Here is a 17,907-nt window from a genome sequence, read left to right on the forward strand (position 1 = left end):
AACTACCCCGGCCTGCCCGACCACCCCGGCCATGGCCGTGCCAGAGAACTGCTGGAAGGATTCGGCGGAATGGTCAGTTTCGAATTGAAAGGCGGCCTGGACGCCGCCGAACGCTTCATGCAGCGCGTGACGGTGCCGATCATCGCCCCCAGTTTAGGGGGCGTGGAGACGCTGGTCACCCGGCCTTCCACCACCTCGCATGCGGGCATGAGCGCCGAGGAACGCCAGGTAGCCGGCATCAGCGACTCCCTGATCCGCCTCTCCGTGGGGATCGAAGACACGCAGGATCTGGTCGACGATTTTGAGAACGCCTTAAACGGATAAGCCGATGGTGAGGCCTGACAAAGCGTACTTTGTTCAAGCGACGCAAAATGATGCCGGTCGGTTGTCCAGGTTGATCCGCGACAGTTTCGCCGATGTGGCCGAGCGGTTCGAACTGACCCCACAAAACTGCCCCAGGCACCCGTCCAATTATACCCGTAAATGGGTTGAAAGGGATCTATCGCGGGGGGTGCGCTATTACCTCCTGATTGCCGATGGCACTGCCGTTGGATGTGTGGGTGTGGAAAACCCATCGCCTACGGTCTGCTATATGGAACGGCTGGCCGTATTGCCGCACCACCGCGGGCAGGGATACGGAACCCGTCTGGTCCGCCAGGCCATTACCCATGCCCGACAAACAGGCGCATCCACCGTTGACATCGGAATCATCGCCGCCGATGCCGGATTGAAGGATTTCTATAAGGCCCTGGGGTTTGAAGAAGGGGAAACCAAAACCTTTCCCCACCTGCCCTTTGCCGTGGCGTTTTTGAAGGTTATGTTGTAATGCAAGGCGGAAACGAAAGGTTCAATCTTCATGTTGGAGCGACGACCAGCCGCGAAGAATGCGTTCTGAGAAAATTTGGATCACGGCAGAATGCCGCCCCAACAACCGATTTTGAAATGATTGCAAAGGATCGCCATGTCATCATCAGCACGACCCAGGGTTGTCATCAGCGGCAGCGGCCTGTGGACGCCCGACCATATCATCACCAATGACGAACTGGTAACCGCCTACAACGAATGGGCCAACCGCTACAATGACCGGCATGCCGAGGCCATCACGGCAGGCGAACTTGACGCCAAGCCGCTGAGTTCGGTGGAATTCATCGAAAAGGCCTCGGGTATCAAACAGCGCTATGCCTACATCAAGGATGGCATTCTGGATGTTGACCGCATGCGCCCGGCCATTCCTGAGCGACCGGACGAGGCGCTTTCCGACCAGGCCGAAATGGCCGTCCACGCCGCCCGCGGTGCCATGGATGCCGCCGGCAAGACGGCGGCCGACATCGATGCGGTCATCGTCTCCTGCGCCTACACCCAGCGGTCCTATCCGGCCATCGCCATCGAAGTGCAGGAGGCCTTAGGCATCGAGGGTTTCGGTTTCGACATGCTGGTGGCATGCTCGGCGGCCACCTTTGCCCTGCACCGCGCCTACGAAATGGTCGCGGCCGGCACGGCCCGCTGCGTGCTGGCCATCAACCCGGAACTGACATCGCCCCAGGTCAATTACTGCGACCGGGACAGCCATTTCATCTTCGGCGACGTGGCCACGGCGACCATCGTTGAACGCGCTGAAACCAGCACGGCGCTGCACAGCTATGAAATTCTCGGCACCCGGGCCAAAACCAAGTTCTCCAGCCATGTGCGCTCCAACTTCGGTTATGTCAGCCGGGCCAACGATGTGGACCCGTTCGGTGCCGACAAGCTGTTTCACCAAAACGGCCGCCGCGTGTTCAAAGAGGTCTGCCCTTTGGCCGTCCAGCATTTGACCGACCATATCTCCCGGCACGGACTGAACGTGCCCGACATCAAACGCTGGTGGCTTCACCAGGCCAACATCAACATGAACCTGCATATCGGCGGCCGGCTGCTGGGGCGCGAGGCGACCTTCGATGAGGCACCCATTGTACTTGACCGCTACGCCAACACCGCCTCGGCCGGTTCGCTGATCGCCTTTCACCTCTACCACCAGGATCTGAAACCCGGCGACCACGGCGTCATCTGCTCCTTCGGTGCGGGCTATTCCATCGGCAGCCTGGTGGTGAGAAAACGCTAACAACTACTGCAAACATGCAAAATCGGAAAAGCAATCGGCCAGTGCGCTATTGTATCGTCCTGCTGGCTGCGTCATGTCTGATCCTTTCCTCCTGCGGGGTGATACGAACCACCTACCGGCTGACCAAGGGAACCGTGGTCATGGCCTACAAGGTAACCAAATTTGCCGGAAGCACCGTCTACACGGTCGGCGAATTCACCTTCGACGTGGTCACCGCCCCCCTCTCATGGCCCTTGACCCATGACGACATCGACACCATCGACGGCCTGTCCCCCAAGGAGGCCATCGCCCAAGGCCGCGTCAAAGCCTCCCCCTATACGGTCCGGGGCAAGCGATACGTGCCCATGACAATGGCGCAGGCCAAGACCTATCGTGAAAAAGGCATCGCCTCTTGGTACGGCAACGAAACCTACCGGCAGCGGGGCGGCCACATGACGGCCAACGGCGAAGCCTTCAATCCCAATGGGCTGAGCGCCGCCCACAAACACCTGCCCCTGCCCATCTTCGTACGCGTGACCAACCTGTCCAACCGGCGCAGCATCGTCGTCCGGGTGAACGACCGCGGGCCCTTTATCGAAGGGCGCATGATCGATCTGAGTGCGGGGGCCGCCAAAAAATTAGGGTTCTATAAGCAGGGAACAGCCCGGGTATTGGTGGAGACGGTCGAACTGGAGGGGTGATGGATCTAAAGATGAATGCGCTGCACGTTACTTCTTCTCCTGAGCGATCGTCTTACACACGGAAGCGATTAGCTGGATCTGGGGCACAACACTGCCCAACTCCACATATTCGTCATGGCGGTGGGCATTGCCGCCCACCAACCCCATGCCGTCGATGGTGGGCACCCCCAGGGCGGAAGCGAAGTTGCCGTCCGAGCACCCGCCCGTGGCGATATGATCGATCACCAGCCCCATCTCCGCCGCCCTGGTTTCGAAAAGATGCCATAGCTGCAGGGTTCCTTCATCGGGTTCCATGGGCGGGCGGCTGACGGCACCGCTCACCGTCAGGGTAACCCCCGGCACATGGGTGTGCGCCGGCAGCGATTGAAAAAACGCCTCGACCGGGGCCACGTCGCTGTTACGTACCACGCGGACATCCACAGAAGCCCGCGCCTCGTCCGGTATGATGTTGGTTTTCTCCCCGCCGCGAATCACGGTCACATGGGCCGAAGCACCCCCGCCGGCCTGGTCGTTGAATTGCTGGATGGCAATCGTCTGGTGAGCGATCTCCACGGCGGCGTTGGCCCCCTTTTCCGGCTCCACCCCGGCATGGGCCGACGTGCCCCTGGCGTTGAGCGTGTAACCGCCGCCCCCTTTGCGCTGCAGAACGAACCGGTGCCCCGGACGGCAGGGTTCGAAGACGAACACCCGCCGGCTGTAGCGGGCATGGGCCTCGATCCACGCTCTGGACGATCCCGAACCCACTTCTTCATCGCCATTGAAGCAGACGCCAATCGACAATTGGTCCAGCACGCCGTCGTGGTAAAGGACCTCCAGGACATGCAGGGCGACCAGCAATCCGCCCTTCATGTCGCAGACACCGGGACCGGTGGCCCGGTCGCGGTCCGCGGCAAAGGGTCGTTTTTCCACTTCACCCGTCGGAAAGACCGTGTCCATGTGCCCCAGAAACATGACGTCGACCATCTCACCTTCCGGGCCATTACGCGCCTCTAAACAGGGCACCCCCCTGCGTCCCAACTTATCCAGACGGGTAGAGAAACCGATCGCCGCCAGACGGTGGATGAGAAACTGCGCCACGGCCTCGATGCCGGCAAGGTTGTCGCTACTGCTGTCGATGTTGACCAGGGCCTCCAGGTCGCTGAGAAAGTCGTCTATCCGGCTATCAATGTATGCTTTCATGTCTGTCTGCATTAACTCTGTTTACCTTGAATCTGACCTTGTATGGAGGTGTTCCAGGCAGAGGCTGGAGGGCTTCAGAATCAAGGCGCCAAGGGTGAAGCCGTAGTGCCTCTACTGCGAACTCTTGGCAACGCTGAGTCTGGAGCCCTCCAGCTTCTGTCCGATTAGGTTTGGCGGGCCAGCTTGGGATTCAGCTCATCCCTTAGCCAGTCGGAAAAAAGGTTGATGGCCACCACCAACAGGATCAGGGTGGCGCCGGGGAACAGGGTCAGCCACCACATGCCAGCATAGATGTAATTCTTGCCGATGGCGATCATCATGCCGATGGACGGTTCGGTGAGCGGCACGCCGACCCCCAGAAAGCTCAGGGTTGCCTCCAGCATGATCACCACGGCCAGATCAACGGCCATGACCACAAAAATTGGCGGCAGCGCGTTGGGCAGGATGTGGCGAAAAAGGATGCGAAAGTCCCCGGCCCCGGAGGATCGGGCGGCAACCACATAGGCATTGTCCTTGATCTCGAGCACGCTGCCGCGGATGGTGCGGGCGTACTTGACCCAGTCGGCAATGCAGATGGCGAAGATTACCGTGACCACGCCGCGGGTCTCGAACACCCCCAGCAGCAGTACGGCCAGCAGGGTGGTGGAAAAAGCAAACACCGTGTCGGCCAGGCGCATGACCACGGCATCCAGAACGCCGCCATAGTAAGCGGCCAGCATGCCCATGACGATGCCGATAACGCTGGAGATGGCCACCACCGAGAAACCGACGATCAGCGATGTGCGCAGCCCGTATAGGATTGTGGAGAGGATGCCGCGCCCCTGGTCGTCGGTGCCCAGCGGAAAGGCCGATACACTGCCGTCCATCCAGGCGGGCGGAAGTAGAAAATTGCCCAGATCCACGGTGGTCAGGTCATAAGGATCCATGGGTGCGATCAATGGCGCGAAAACCGCGCAGAAGAAAAAAATCAGCAGGAGGATGCTGCCGATCAGGGCGGACGGGTCCCGCAGGTAATTGCGAACGTGCTGGGATTTCAAAATACCGGCCATAAGCATGCTACTCGAATCTGATTTTCGGGTTGAGAAACGCGTACATTAAATCTACCAGAATATTAATGGTCAAAATGATCACCGCCGCCAGCATGATGTAAGTGACGATCACCGGCTGGTCGGTTTCAAAAATGGATGTCAGCAGCAGGTTGCCCATGCCCGGCCACTGAAAGATGGTCTCGGTGACGATGGAAAAGGCCACGAGTTCGCCGAAAGAGAGCCCGGCAATGGTCACTACCGGGATCAACACGTTTCTCAGGGCGTGTTTGAGGATCACCTTGAAAGGTGACAGCCCTTTGGCCCAGGCCGTCTTGATGTACTCCTCGGAAAGCACTTCGCGCATGCCGGCGCGTGTGAGGCGCAGCAGCACGGCCAGCTGGTATCCGGAAAGCGTGACCGCCGGCAGAACGATGTGCTTCCAGCCGTCGATCGTCAGCAGTCCGGTGCGCCAAAAGCCGATCTGAACGGTTTCACCGCGGCCAAAAGAAGGCAGCACCTCCAAGTAGACCGAAAACGCCATCACCATCAGGATGCCGATCAGGAAGGTGGGAATGGAGATACCCACGATGGATCCGGCCATGATCGTCCGGGAGACCCACCCGGTGGGCCAAACCGAGACCACCACCCCCAGTCCCACCCCCAGGATGAACGAGATGCAGATGGCGGTGAAGGCCAGCTCCAATGTCGCCGGCATACGTTCCAGGATCATATCCAGGGCGTCCACGGAACTGATGTAGGATTTACCGAAGTTGCCTTTGAGCGCGCCACCGATGAAACTGATGTACTGAATGTAAATGGGGCGGTCCAGCCCGTAGGACACCCGCACCATCTCGCGCTCCTGCTGGGTCGCATATTTGCCGGCCAGCATCATCACCGGATCGCCGGTGTAGCGGAACATGATGAAGCACACAAAGGAAACCGCCAGCAAGACGACGATTCCCTGGAGCAGCCGTTTGATCAGATAAGTGGCCATGGAATACTACTTGATTTCCTTGGCCACAATCCACTGATCCGGCCGCGGGGTGAACTGGACCCCCGAAGCCTTGACCACCGCATAAATATCCTGCTGGTAGTGCAGCGGGATCCAGGCCACGTCGTCGACGGACTTCTTGTTGATGGCCTGAAGGGCTTTCTCCCGTTCGGCCCGGTCGATGATAGAGGAAGACGCGATGATCATTTGGTCAATCTCCGGGTCGGAATACATGCCACCGTTGTATGTGCCCATGCCCTTGTCCTTGTCAGGGGTGTGCAACAGCTTTTCGGCGCTGCGGCCGAGATCATAGGAACCATCAAACCAGCCGATCAGGTAGAAGCTGTGTTTGTAATCGGTAAGTTCGTCGAAAAAGATGGACTTGGGCTTCACATCCAGCTTCACTTTCAAGCCGACCTTGGCAAGATACTTGGCGACGGCTTCACAGATCTTCTCATCGTTGACATAGCGGTCGTTGGGGCCGGCCACGGTAATGTCAAAACCATCGGCATATCCGGCCTCGGCGAGCAGTTTTTTCGACAGGGCAGGGTCATAGGGCAGCCGCTCCAAGCCGGGCAGGTAGCCGACGGTGGGGACATCCGGCACCTGGGCAGCTGCCGTGGCCTGGCCGCGCATAATCTTGTCGATGACTTCATCCTCGTTGATGGCGTGGGCAATGGCCTTGCGAACGCGGACGTCGGCGAAGGGAGTGCCCGGCTTGTTGGACATCCCCATATAGATGGCGCGCCTGGCCGGACGCGAAATCAGCTCCACATGGGCCATCTTTTCGATGCGTTCGATCAGGGATACGGGTACACCGTTGACGATGTCGGCCTGTTTGCCGGCCAAGGCGGCAAAACGGGTGGCCTCTTCGGTGATCGGACGGATGTCTACCGTCTGGTATTTTGGAGCACCCTCCCAATAGTCGGCGTTGGCGGCCATGCGAATATAGGAACCTTTGACCCACTCCACAAATTTGTATGCACCGGTGCCGATAGGTTTGGTGTTGTAGTCGCCTTCATCGCGACCCTCGGAGGATTCCATGTCCACGATGAAATTCTGGTGCATGGTCTCGGCGAACCAGGGCACCGGTTTGACATTCTTGAAGATCACCGTGTGGTCGTCGGGCGTTTCGATGGCGTCGATGGAGTTGGCGATGTTGAGCAGCTTGGAAAACTGCGGGTCCTTCATGCGCTCGAAAGTAAACTTGACGTCCGCGGCGGTAAAATCATTGCCGTTGTGAAACTTGACCCCCTTGCGCAGTTCGAATTTCCAGGTCAGGGCATCCAGCCGCTCCCATTTTACGGCCAGTGCCGGTGACAGCTTGCCGTCCGGCGCGGGGCGCTGCAGCAGCCCATCGAAGAAGTTGGACATGTAAGAAAGATTGGCATCGGAAGAATAGGCGTGGGGGTTCATGGATTTGGGTGGCGCGTCGGTCACCACCACCAGGTCGGTTTTGGCCATCGCGATGGCGGGCAGAGCCAGCAGGGCGAGGATCAGGGTCAATGCGATACGTTTCATGTAACAGCCTCCTTTATCGGTTGATAGGTCATTGATCGTCATTGCGCGTCAGCGCTTGTGTATAGGTGGCAGGCGGCCTGATGGCCGTTGCCGAAATCAATCATCTCGGGAGCCGTTTGGTCGCATATCGTCATCCGTTCGGGACAGCGGGTGTGAAACCGGCAGCCGGACGGAGGATCGATGGGGCTGGGTACGTCTCCTTTGAGTATGGTGCGTTCTTTTTTACGCAGGGGATCGGGTACGGGTACAGCGGAAAGCAGGGCCTGAGTGTATGGGTGCTTGGCACCTCCGTACAGGTCTCTGTATGCAGCCGTTTCCATGACTTTGCCCAGGTACATGACAACGATGCGGTCACAGATATACTCCACAACGGCCAGATCGTGGGAAATAATGATCAGCGAGAGGTCGAAGTTGGCCTTGAGGTCCATGAGCAGGTTGATGATCTGGGCCTGGATGGAGACATCCAGCGCCGATACCGGTTCGTCGCCGATGATCACCGACGGATCTAGTGCCAGAGCACGGGCGATGCCGATGCGCTGGCGCTGGCCACCGGAAAACTCGTGCGGAAAGCGGCGGCCATGTTCCGGGGCCAACCCCACTGTATCCAACAGGAAAGCCAGACGCTCCCGCCGTTTAGCCCCCGTGTACACGCCGTGCACGTCCATGGGGTCGGAAAGGATGTCATCGACTCGCATACGCGGGTTCAGCGAGGAATAGGGATCCTGAAAAATGAGCTGCATCTCCCGCCGCAACTTGCGCAGGCCGGACCGGCTCAACTCCCGCATATCCTGGCCCTTCCACGTCACGGTGCCGCTGGTGATCGGGATGAGTTGGGTAACCGCCATGCCCGCGGTGGTTTTTCCACAACCCGATTCACCGACGATGCCCAGGGTTTCCCCTTTTGCCAGCTCAAAACTGATCCCGTCCACGGCATACACGTAACCGACAGTCCTGGAAAGGACGCCCCGCTTGATGGGAAAGTGAACGTTCAAATCTCGAACACTGATCAGCGCTTCGTTCATGACGAGGGGTGCTCCACGTGCAGCCAGCAGCGCACCTTGTGCCCGCTGGCGACTTCGGTCAGTTCCGGTTCCCGCCCACGGCAGACGGCCATGACCCGGCTGCAGCGATCACAGAATTTGCAGCCGTCAGGCAAGTCGACCAGGCTGGGAACCATCCCCTTGATCTCGTTCAGCCGTTTGTTCTCACCGGCTGTCCGGCTCCCGAGAATGGGTATCGAATTCAGCAGGCCGATGGTGTAGGGGTGAAGCGGTTGCCGAAACAACTCAACCGTTGATGCCTCCTCGACCACTCGGCCGGCATACATGACCACGATGCGGTCGGCCATCTCGGCAATCACTCCCAAATCGTGGGTGATCATCTGAACGGCGGTTCCGAAATCTTCCTTGAGTTTTAGCATCAGATCGAGAATCTGCGCCTGAACGGTCACGTCCAGCGCCGTGGTCGGCTCGTCAGCAATCAGGATCTCCGGGTCACACGAGAGCGCCATGGCGATCATGGCCCGCTGGCGCATGCCACCGGAAAGCTGGTGAGGATATTCATTGATGCGCCGCTTGGGGGCGGGAATCTGCACTCGTTCCAACATCTCGACGGAGACATCCAGGGCCTCCTTTCGGCTGGCGTTGCGATGCAGAATAAACATTTCGGATATCTGGTTGCCGATGGTAAAAACTGGATTCAAGGAGGTCATCGGCTCTTGAAAAATCATGGCGATGCGATTGCCGCGAATGAGGCGCATCTGCTGCATCGTCAGGTCCAACAGATTCATCCCGTCGAATTGAATGCGACCGTCCACGATCTTGCCGGGAGGGTCGGGTATCAAACGCATGATGGACTGGGCAGTCACACTCTTTCCGCTTCCGGATTCACCCACGACACCCAGCACCTCTCCCGCCGAGAGGTGAAATGAAACCCCATCTACCGCCCGGGCGGCGCCTCTAGAGGAAAAGAAATAGGTCTTCAGCCCGTTAACATCGAGAATTCTGTCTGCAGCCGATAGGTTCATACCAAGGTTTCAATGTGTGAATGGTTCAGACCACTCGATTAAATGATGCTTAAGGGGATTTCTGGAAATTTTCGCATGCGTGGCCAGTTTTAGAGTTAACCGTGCCAACTGGTTTACCATGCGATGCACAGACCCGATGGGATTTGATACGGCATCTGAAATATTCTTTAGTTTACATCATATTTAACGAGGGTTAAACATTTTTCTAACCACTGTCGATAAGCAATTTGGTAATTGTTTGGTTTGATTTGCAATCCGCACAAAAAAAAGGTATCCGGGTGTAAAGGGAAAACCAACCCAACAACCTGCATTTTGGCACGGGTTCACAAAAAGGGATGACCCATGACGAAACCATTGAGACGGGAGGACCGGCGGCTTGACGATGCCGCCGCCATGGCGCTGCTGAAACGCGGTGAGTACGGCATTTTGAGCACGTCGGACAAAAACAATCGGCCCTACGGCATCCCAGTGAACTATGTGGTGATGGAAGACAGCATCTTTTTCCACTGCGCCACTGAAGGTCAGAAGCTGGAAAATATTACCGCCAACAACGGGGTCTCCTTCTGCGTGGTGGGAAAGACCGAGTTGCTGCCCGAAAAATTCTCCACCCGTTATGAAAGCGTAGTGGTGTCTGGCAGTGCAGACGTCATCGAAGTCAACGTATTGAAAAGAAACGTACTGCGTGCCCTGGTGGCCAAATATGCCCCGGATCACGTGGCTGCCGGGGATGAGTATATCGATCGTTTGATGGACCAAACAGCTGTGGTGCGGGTCACCATCGAGCACCTTGCCGGCAAAGCCAGAAAATAACCCACCGACAGCCATGACCCTTTTGCGCCCACCATGGTCATGCGTGATTGTCCGCTTTTTCAGTGGATTGGCTACGATATGGACATGCTACAGATGTACCAACTCGACCCTTTGACTCATCGCCTGATGCGTGTTCATCCACGGCCGGCGATGATAGGTATCCTGCCGATCGACAGGCCGCCTTCATCGCAGCAAACAGAGCATCCTTATGAAACCCGATAGATTGACCATGGTCGTGTGTGCGGTGTGTATGGCATCCATCACCGTGGCGCTGTATATCAGAACCACCCTATACCCGGCCATACCATCCCGTTCAGGCTTTGAGGTTCGGGAAACAAACCGTGATCCATACAACGGCGGCCGCATCATCGTCCACTACCACGAACGGCACCCCTACTATATCAGCCGGGGAAAAGGCGTTGGCGGCATCATCGGCGATCGCATCAATTTCGTTTTTTTAACAGGCGGGGATTCCTTTGGACTGGCAGAAAACCCCGGCCAAGCGGCAATTGGATATCATTAAAGCGAATCGCGGCCGCGAATCGGCGGCGGGATGGTTCAAGACGCCCGAACGGCAGATGTTTGCCAAATTCAGTCGGCCGCTCTACCCCACATCAGGGGTTCTTCGGTTCATCTGAACAAAACCATCATGAACCTGGTGTCCAATGCCGCCGAAGCCCAACCCGAGGGCGGCGACATCATCGTCACGACCCAGGCCCTTTATATGGATCGGGCCATCCGAGGCTACGATACGGTTAAGGCGGGCGGTCATTTCAACCGGAGGCATACATGTAGTATGTCGAGGATTGAAATGGTGAGCCCAACGCCGATATCGGCCGAACTGGGATGTTTTGCTTCTACAGAAACATCTTGCCCGGATTCATCAACCCCTTGGGATCGATCAGGTCCTTGATCTGCTTCATCAGGTCATAACCCTCACCGTGCTCCAGCTGCATGAATTGACGTTTGCCGACACCGATACCGTGTTCGCCGGTGCAAGTTCCGCCCACGTCCACCGCCCGGTGGACGATATTGTGGTTGATCGTCTCGAGTGCCGCCCATGCTTTTTCATCGGCTGGGTCACCCACCATGACCACGTGCAGGTTGCCGTCCCCGGCGTGGCCGAAAACAAACCCAACGGCCTTTTTTTCATCCAGCTGCTGCTGGGAAAAAAGGACCATCTGGGGATAGCTGGAGATGGGTACCGCCGCGTCGACGATTAGTGTCTCCCGCCCGGGATAGGCCCGGTGAATGGTCTCCCAGGCCTCGTGGCGGGCCCGCCAAAGCTCCCTGCGCTCCCGTTCCTTGACGCCGGTTTTAAAGTCAAGGGCGCCACCGTCCCTGCACAGCGTCTCTGCCAACGCTGCGGTCTCCTTCAATGCCGCTTCGCTGACGCCGTGAAATTCGCAGAACAGGGACGGCTTTTCGTCGAGTCCCAGGCCCTTCTCCCGGTTCATCAGCGCGATGAGTTCCGGGGTGAGCAGTTCCAGCGCCGCCGGTGCCAAACCCGATCCCATGAGTACCGCAACGGTTTCCGAGGCCGCCTCCAGGGAGTCGAAGGTAACCGTCGCGGCCAGGTGGACAACGGGAATGCCGGCCAGTTTCAAGGTTGCTTCGGTCACCACCCCCAAGGTTCCCTCGGACCCCACGAAGAGCCGGGTAAGGTCGTAGCCCGATGAGGATTTGTGGGCCTTTCCGCCGGTGTGAATCACCCGCCCGTCTGGCAGCACCACCACGAGGCGCATCACGTAGTCCTTGGTGGCGCCGTACTTGATAGTCTGCACACCCGAGGCATTGTTGGCGATCATGCCGCCGATGGTGGCATCGGCACCGGGGTCCGGCGGAAAAAAAAGCCCCGACCGGCCAGAATGCTGGTTGAGGGTTTTTCGAAATACACCCGGCTGGACATCTGCCTGGAGATCCTGGGGCCGGATGGCAATAATCCGATTCATGCGGGTCATGTCCATCACCAGACCGCCACGCATCGGCAGCGGGTTGCCTTCGGTGCTGGTGCCGGCGCCCCAAGGCGTAACGGGAATATCTTGGGCATAGGTATAGGCAAGGATGGTGGACACTTCCCCGGTAGTCATGGGCCAGATGATGCCGGCAGGCATTTTTCCCCGGTGGGGGGAGATATCCTTGATATGAAGCTCGCGGTTGGAATGGCCGGTGGAAAAGCGCTCAGGGTCTACGAAGTTGGTAAGTGCTTTTATCTGGGCTTGTGTGAACAGCTCCATGGTTCTTCTCCTTGGTTTGATCGGTTTGACGCCGGATGCATGTAGGTATCGACGGATCACTGTAAAAAAGTTCCACCGCCGGTGTCAATCACCATTGATTGCATATTGACAATCGCGGGAAAAACCGATTTATTCATTCATTCCAGATTCGATTCAGCCTTTCCTGATTTTTAAAGCGACAACCACATTGAGGGGGATTTCATGACACCGGCTTCCCGGCGGGCCCTGGAAAGACTGCGTGATCTGCCCATGCCCAAATGGCATGAAATTCCGCCCATGGTCTGCACCTTTTACGTCTACACCCTGGAAGAGGAATCGGCGTCATGAACGGAAGCTGCGTTCTGCTCAACGGGGATTATTCTTTTCTCGGCCTGGTAGACTGGAAAAAAGCCATGAGCCTGATGTTCGCCGAAAAAGTCAGGGTCCTGAAGTTTTCGGATCGGGTGATTCAGGGAGTAAGCCGATCCTTCCGGGCACCGGCGGTGGCTGTGCTTATCAAGGTAGTTAGAAGCGTCTACCGGAGCCGCGTTCCCTTTTCACGCCGAAACGTACTGGCACGGGACCGGTTTGCCTGTGCCTATTGCGGATCCCGGACCAAGCCCATCACCATGGACCACGTCATTCCACGGTCGCGGGGTGGGAAAAACGATTTTGACAATTGCGTGGCCTGCTGCCGGGCCTGCAACCACAAAAAGGGCGCGCGCCTGCCCCGGGAAGCTGGGATGTCCCTGCGCCATCGCCCCTGGCAGCCCACCATCGCCGAGTTTATCCGGATTCGCCTTCGCCATTCCGGAGTTTACCAGCTGCTGGTTGAACTGGGATTGATGTGATGCGATGACCTCAAGGACGATCGATGGTCCGGATCGACCGATTGGCCTGCCCGGCAGTTCCAGCAAGCATCGGCGGTGTGGGGTCCAGGGACCTGAGCTTATCCAAAAGCAGCCGGGGGTCGGCATAGGGGGCCAATCGGTCCTGATGAACCTCCAGCACGGCGACCGCCTTGTCGGCAATACGCCTGGCTCCGGTGAGATTCCCTTGCTCCAGGTGCACGTATGCACCGGCCGCCCGGATGATGGCCTGCAGCAATTTTTTTTCGTCCCCGTCGGCAGTCATCCAGTATGGTTCTAAATACTCGTGGGTTTCAAAAAAAAGATGCTGGTCCCAGATCTCAACGGCAGTGCCCAGCGGATGGTCACGTTGATGGTCACGAACATTCGCCAGCACCTGTTCGTAGGCGGCCAAGCGCTGGTCGATATAGCTCCGGACACACGGCGGCAGCGGATCGTTTTGAAAAAAGGCGGCTACGCGCCGTACCGGCTGCATCTTATTTTGTTTCAACACCTCCTTGAAATTTTCCGACAGCGCGTTGCGGACATTGCGGCACAATCGATTGTTGAAGGGGTCGAAACGTTGACGGTCAATCATGGCGGACTCCTGTTGGTAATTTAGGTTGTCATCACCGATCAACTGTTCTATTATGGCATTTACTCAGTCGGCATTTTCAACATCTTTACATCGCCAGCACCAGTGTAGCGAAAAACCCGCCGGTTTGACAACTATTGCAAGGGTATTCATTTAGAAGATTTCCCGCTGCAGGCAACGGCGGATGCGCTGATTGCAGCGGTTCATAGCCACCCCCATCCCGGCACCGACAACTCGACGAATCCGCACATGTCGTGCATTCCAATCATTAGGAAGGGATGAGCCTATAGTTTATTTCAGATCCTGACGGGTACTGGATCGAGATCATGCCCTTCAAAGACGCTGATAAACAGCAATAAACCCGGGAGTCAACCTGTGGAACCGGTAAGTGGACACCTTGAAATACTGGATAAAGGATTCGGTTTTCTCCGAAACATAGATAATAATTACCAGGCCGGTCCGGAGGACACCTTTGTCCCGGCGTTTATGATCAGCAAATTCGGCCTGCGGGAGGGGACCTTCATCGAAGGCCAGGGGGAACCCGGTAATCCCGGCAACCAGAACTTGAAGCTGGCGGCTGTGGAACAGGTCAATGGCCTGCCCCTGGAGCGCTATGCACAGACCGAAACCATGCACACCATGACCAGCGTCAATCCCGACCAGCGGCTGCGCATGTCACAGGGGCCAAAGGACCTCACCGGTCAGGCCCTCGACCTCATCGTCCCCATTGGCCGGGGGCAGCGCGGCTTGATCATCTCTCCGCCCAAATCCGGGAAAACCACCCTGTTGCGCCATATGGCCAACTCGGTCACCGCCAATGACCCGGAAATGAACGTATTTATTCTGTTGGTCAATGAACGCCCGGAAGAGGTGACCGACTTCAAGCGGGGCCTGAAAGACGCCCATGTGCTCTACTCTTCCGCAGACCAGAGCATCGGCCAGCACATGCGCATGACCCGTCTGGCGGTGCACACCGCCATGCGTTGCGCGGAAGTCGGCCGGGACACGGTCGTCTTCATCGATTCGCTGACCCGCATGGCGCGGGCTTTCAACGCCGAGACGGAAAGCTATGGGCGGACGCTCTCGGGTGGCCTCGGCGCCAACGCCATGGAAGTACCGCGCAAGATCTTCGGCGCCGCCAGGAATATCGAAGGCGGCGGCTCGCTGACGATCATCGCCACCATTCTCGTGGAGACCGGCAGTCGGATGGACGACATCATTTACCAGGAGTTCAAGGGAACCGGCAATATGGACCTGGTCCTCAGCCGCGATTGTGCCGAACACCGGATTTTCCCGGCCATAGACATCCGCCTGAGCGGCACGCGAAAAGAGGAACTGCTGCTGGACAAGGATGAACTCAAGAAGATCGTCGAAATCCGTCGAACCGTGTCGCAGCGGGATGCCACCGAGGCCATGACGGACCTGCTGGAATACTTGGACCGTCACAGTCGCAATTAATCGCGTGAACGAGGGCTCAGGCAAATGGACGGCCAGTATCGAAAAAACATCCACCCAGGCACCGGGGTGGACATCGTACGCAAAGCAGACCAACGCAGCGGCCACCTCACCCGAGGTACGGTCGAGGCGGTCCTCACCCGTTCCCCTCATCACCCCCACGGCATCAAGGTGCGCCTGACCGACGGCCAGGTGGGGCGGGTCAAGGCAATCCTGTCAGCACTGTAGTGGCTCGAGGAGAAGCGGTTGAGGATGAAGCCGGCACGCCAAGGAACAGCGTTCAGCAAGGATGCTGTTTGGGTGACGGGGTCGCCCAACCGACCGCTAACAGAAAAATACGCTGGCTATCCGAGTTTATAAGCGCTTCAGGGCCGCTTCTTTTCCTGTTTGTTTTTTTTCTTTTCCTTGAGGGTCTGAGCAGGCTTTTTCTTGGTATCTTTCTTCGTGTCTCGTGACTTCGACATGGTACGCCTCCCATAAGGCGGTGATGGGACAAAAGCCGCATCCATTTCGATGGATGGCTCAATACCAGTTAACGATACACCGTCCAATCGGGTCATGCAATCGAGATTTTCGGCTGGATAAGGGTGAACCGACAACAAAGATTCATTAAATTTTAGAATAAATCGGTTGTCTATGGTTGCATTTGTCGATTCTGCACTTACTATTTCCACCGCACCCCGCCAGCCACGGCGGGGTGCGGTTTTTTTAGGGAGAGTTATTTAACCATCCGGCCGCCTTTAGCGAACGGATCTATTTTCTTTATTGACACCAATACTTGTTTCCAAAGGAGAAAATGATGGCAGATCGTTCCCATATTACCCTTTACAGCGGCGGTCACAAAGGTGCCGAATCCGAATTCGGCCGACTGGCCGAAGCCTGGGGCATCCAGGAGGTCAACTTTTCGTTTGAGGGACACAACATTGAACGTTCACGCGGGGTCCGCGAGCTGACAGCGGAAGAGTTGGACAAGGGCAACGTAAGCATGGAGATCGTGTCGGTCCGCATGGGTCGCAAATTCGCCCAGGCCAACAAGATTCGCAAGGTGATCCAAACTATTTTTCACATGGTCAACAGCGGTTACCATGTAATTGCCGTGGGGTGGATTCAGCCGGATGACACGGTCAAGGGAGGGACCGGCTGGGGCGTGGAATTGGCCAAGCTGTTCAACCGGCCGGTGCATGTCTATGATCAGGATCGCAGGGGCTGGTTTGTCTGGGAAGGCGGCAGGTGGATAACAGGGGTGCCGACAATCGAGAAGAACAGCTTTGCTGGCACCGGCACCCGGAATCTCACCGATGACGGTAAAAAAGCCCTTCGTGATCTCTTCGAAAGTGCCTTCGGGCCTTCCTGAATCTGGGATTGCTAACGTGAAAAGGGATGAAGCGTAACGCAGATATCGGGCATTTTACGAAGCCGTCATTCTTTGTTGCCATACCGATTGACACTCACCTTGTCGACCTGAAGGGATGCCTTCGGGTGGGGTGACGGCTGCCGGGCCGGATAGCCGATGGCCATGATGGCAGAGACCACCAATTTATCCGGCAGGCCCAGCGCATCGGCCGCAAATTCCCCGGCAGTGGTTGAGTCATCATAATCACGCTTGCGCAATTGAATCCAGCAGCTGCCCAGGCCGAGGTCGGTGGCCGCCAGGTGCAGTATAATGGCGGCAATGGCGGCGTCTTCAACCCAGACATCCGATTTGCCCGGATCCGCGCAAACCACGATGGCCAGCGGGGCGTTGGCCAGGAACGAGGCCCCGTGGGGTTTGGCGGTTGACAGTCGCTTGATGATCGCAGGGTCGGTGACCACAACAAACTCCCAAGGATTGAACCCTCGAGAAGATGGAGAACGAAGGACCGCCTCCAGGATCAGGTCAAGCTTTTCCGCTTCAACGGGTCTATCCTCAAATTTACGAATACTCCGGCGCGATCTCAACAGGTCGATAAACATATTCTCTCCTACTATCCTGGTTCTGGGTTCACGGCTTCATTTTACCGTTCCTGGTCCCTGGTTCCTGGTCTCTGGTTTCTGGTTCCTGGTTCCTGGTCTCAGTCCTCAGTCCTCAGTCCCCAGTCCGCTGTCCTCCGAACTCAAGCACCGCAGCATTTCTTATACTTTTTACCACTGCCGCATGTGCACGGGTCGTTTCTCCCGATTTTCGGACCTTGACGGACGGTCTGTACAGGCTCCGGCGCCTGGCCGTCCTTGAAATACCAGCGGCCGTCTTCCTTGACAAATTCTGCAATTTCATGGTGATCGAACGCCTTGCTGTCTTTGCGGTAGCGTGCCAGAAACTCCACCGTGCCGACTGAATCGTCCGGACCGCCATTTTCTGAATTCCGAACCTCCAGCCACTGCCAGTCGAGCTTCCTGGACCAGGCTGCCGTGCCTTTCCGGTCGGCCTCCTGGCGATTCGAAGGATGCGTGGTCTCAAAAATATAATCGAAGTTTTTTTTC

22 protein-coding genes are annotated in these 17,907 nt (G+C 57.3%); 11 read left to right on the plus strand and 11 right to left on the minus strand.

Annotated elements, in window-relative coordinates; genetic code table 11:
• The 4 genes from ABYV26_RS06780 to ABYV26_RS06795 all read left to right on the plus strand — a co-directional run.
• A partial coding sequence (locus ABYV26_RS06780; RefSeq protein WP_372679411.1) for a PLP-dependent transferase occupies window positions 1-324 on the plus strand: 324 nt, incomplete at its 5' end.
• A 4-nt stretch (window positions 325-328) separates the two neighbouring features.
• Window positions 329-826: a GNAT family N-acetyltransferase gene (locus tag ABYV26_RS06785; protein WP_372679413.1), complete on the plus strand. Its 498-nt coding sequence runs from the start codon at window positions 329-331 to the stop codon at window positions 824-826.
• 135 nt (window positions 827-961) lie between these two features.
• Window positions 962-2,098 (plus strand): beta-ketoacyl-ACP synthase III, encoded by a 1,137-nt coding sequence (locus ABYV26_RS06790; RefSeq protein ID WP_372679415.1) that lies wholly within the window; start codon window positions 962-964, stop codon window positions 2,096-2,098.
• A gap of 41 nt (window positions 2,099-2,139) precedes the next feature.
• Window positions 2,140-2,778: a septal ring lytic transglycosylase RlpA family protein gene (locus ABYV26_RS06795; RefSeq protein ID WP_372679417.1), complete on the plus strand. Its 639-nt coding sequence runs from the start codon at window positions 2,140-2,142 to the stop codon at window positions 2,776-2,778.
• Window positions 2,779-2,805: 27 nt separating this feature from the next.
• Here ABYV26_RS06795 and ABYV26_RS06800 read toward each other — a convergent pair whose 3' ends face one another.
• The 6 genes from ABYV26_RS06800 to ABYV26_RS06825 all read right to left on the minus strand — a co-directional run bounded on the left by ABYV26_RS06800 (window position 2,806) and on the right by ABYV26_RS06825 (window position 9,523).
• On the minus strand, window positions 2,806-3,957 hold the full coding sequence (locus tag ABYV26_RS06800) for a M20 family metallopeptidase (protein WP_372679418.1): 1,152 nt from the start codon (window positions 3,955-3,957) through the stop codon (window positions 2,806-2,808).
• A 164-nt stretch (window positions 3,958-4,121) separates the two neighbouring features.
• A complete protein-coding gene (locus tag ABYV26_RS06805) occupies window positions 4,122-5,006 on the minus strand; it encodes an ABC transporter permease (protein WP_372679420.1) in 885 nt (294 codons plus the stop codon).
• 7 nt (window positions 5,007-5,013) lie between these two features.
• Complete coding sequence (locus tag ABYV26_RS06810; protein ID WP_372679421.1) at window positions 5,014-5,979, minus strand: ABC transporter permease; 966 nt, start codon at window positions 5,977-5,979, stop codon at window positions 5,014-5,016.
• 6 nt (window positions 5,980-5,985) lie between these two features.
• Window positions 5,986-7,497, minus strand: a complete 1,512-nt coding sequence (locus tag ABYV26_RS06815; protein ID WP_372679423.1) for an ABC transporter substrate-binding protein — start codon at window positions 7,495-7,497, stop codon at window positions 5,986-5,988.
• 38 nt (window positions 7,498-7,535) lie between these two features.
• The gene (locus ABYV26_RS06820; protein WP_372679424.1) at window positions 7,536-8,519 is read right to left on the minus strand and encodes an ABC transporter ATP-binding protein; all 984 of its coding nucleotides are present in this window, start codon (window positions 8,517-8,519) and stop codon (window positions 7,536-7,538) included.
• Window positions 8,516-9,523 (minus strand): ABC transporter ATP-binding protein, encoded by a 1,008-nt coding sequence (locus ABYV26_RS06825; RefSeq protein WP_372679426.1) that lies wholly within the window; start codon window positions 9,521-9,523, stop codon window positions 8,516-8,518. Before ABYV26_RS06825 ends, ABYV26_RS06820 begins: the two co-directional genes overlap by 4 nt.
• A gap of 342 nt (window positions 9,524-9,865) precedes the next feature.
• On the opposite strand from ABYV26_RS06825, the gene ABYV26_RS06830 reads away from it, so the two are divergent.
• Entirely contained in the window at window positions 9,866-10,333 is a 468-nt protein-coding gene (locus ABYV26_RS06830) for a pyridoxamine 5'-phosphate oxidase family protein (protein WP_372679427.1), read from the plus strand.
• Window positions 10,334-10,541: 208 nt separating this feature from the next.
• Window positions 10,542-10,856: a hypothetical protein gene (locus tag ABYV26_RS06835; RefSeq protein ID WP_372679429.1), complete on the plus strand. Its 315-nt coding sequence runs from the start codon at window positions 10,542-10,544 to the stop codon at window positions 10,854-10,856.
• A gap of 334 nt (window positions 10,857-11,190) precedes the next feature.
• Here the strand turns inward: ABYV26_RS06835 and ABYV26_RS06840 are convergent, their stop codons facing one another.
• Window positions 11,191-12,570: an FAD-binding oxidoreductase gene (locus ABYV26_RS06840; protein ID WP_372679431.1), complete on the minus strand. Its 1,380-nt coding sequence runs from the start codon at window positions 12,568-12,570 to the stop codon at window positions 11,191-11,193.
• A gap of 201 nt (window positions 12,571-12,771) precedes the next feature.
• Here ABYV26_RS06840 and ABYV26_RS06845 point away from each other — a divergent pair, with 201 nt between their 5' ends.
• Both ABYV26_RS06845 and ABYV26_RS06850 read left to right on the plus strand, forming a co-directional pair.
• A complete protein-coding gene (locus ABYV26_RS06845; protein ID WP_372679433.1) occupies window positions 12,772-12,897 on the plus strand; it encodes a hypothetical protein in 126 nt (41 codons plus the stop codon).
• On the plus strand, window positions 12,894-13,400 hold the full coding sequence (locus ABYV26_RS06850) for an HNH endonuclease (RefSeq protein ID WP_372679435.1): 507 nt from the start codon (window positions 12,894-12,896) through the stop codon (window positions 13,398-13,400). Before ABYV26_RS06845 ends, ABYV26_RS06850 begins: the two co-directional genes overlap by 4 nt.
• Window positions 13,401-13,410: 10 nt before the next feature.
• Here ABYV26_RS06850 and ABYV26_RS06855 read toward each other — a convergent pair whose 3' ends face one another.
• Window positions 13,411-13,995 carry a DUF309 domain-containing protein gene (locus ABYV26_RS06855; RefSeq protein ID WP_372679436.1) on the minus strand — a complete coding sequence of 195 codons (585 nt, stop codon included), beginning with the start codon at window positions 13,993-13,995 and terminating at the stop codon, window positions 13,411-13,413.
• A 372-nt stretch (window positions 13,996-14,367) separates the two neighbouring features.
• Here ABYV26_RS06855 and rho point away from each other — a divergent pair, with 372 nt between their 5' ends.
• The gene (rho, locus tag ABYV26_RS06860; RefSeq protein ID WP_372679438.1) at window positions 14,368-15,450 is read left to right on the plus strand and encodes a transcription termination factor Rho; all 1,083 of its coding nucleotides are present in this window, start codon (window positions 14,368-14,370) and stop codon (window positions 15,448-15,450) included.
• Between the two features lie 24 nt (window positions 15,451-15,474).
• A complete protein-coding gene (locus ABYV26_RS06865; protein ID WP_372679440.1) occupies window positions 15,475-15,675 on the plus strand; it encodes a YwbE family protein in 201 nt (66 codons plus the stop codon).
• A 137-nt stretch (window positions 15,676-15,812) separates the two neighbouring features.
• On the opposite strand, the gene ABYV26_RS06870 is transcribed toward ABYV26_RS06865, so the two are convergent.
• Window positions 15,813-16,121, minus strand: a complete 309-nt coding sequence (locus tag ABYV26_RS06870) for a hypothetical protein (protein ID WP_372679442.1) — start codon at window positions 16,119-16,121, stop codon at window positions 15,813-15,815.
• A 125-nt stretch (window positions 16,122-16,246) separates the two neighbouring features.
• Here ABYV26_RS06870 and ABYV26_RS06875 point away from each other — a divergent pair, with 125 nt between their 5' ends.
• Entirely contained in the window at window positions 16,247-16,801 is a 555-nt protein-coding gene (locus ABYV26_RS06875) for a hypothetical protein (protein ID WP_372679444.1), read from the plus strand.
• A gap of 65 nt (window positions 16,802-16,866) precedes the next feature.
• On the opposite strand, the gene ABYV26_RS06880 is transcribed toward ABYV26_RS06875, so the two are convergent.
• Complete coding sequence (locus ABYV26_RS06880; protein ID WP_372679446.1) at window positions 16,867-17,400, minus strand: nitroreductase family protein; 534 nt, start codon at window positions 17,398-17,400, stop codon at window positions 16,867-16,869.
• Window positions 17,401-17,540: 140 nt separating this feature from the next.
• The coding region (locus tag ABYV26_RS06885; RefSeq protein ID WP_372679447.1) for a YchJ family protein at window positions 17,541-17,907 on the minus strand (367 nt) is incomplete at its 5' end.

It is taken from the genome of Desulfosarcina sp. (assembly GCF_041551955.1).
Taxonomy (GTDB): Bacteria; Desulfobacterota; Desulfobacteria; order Desulfobacterales; family Desulfosarcinaceae; genus Desulfosarcina.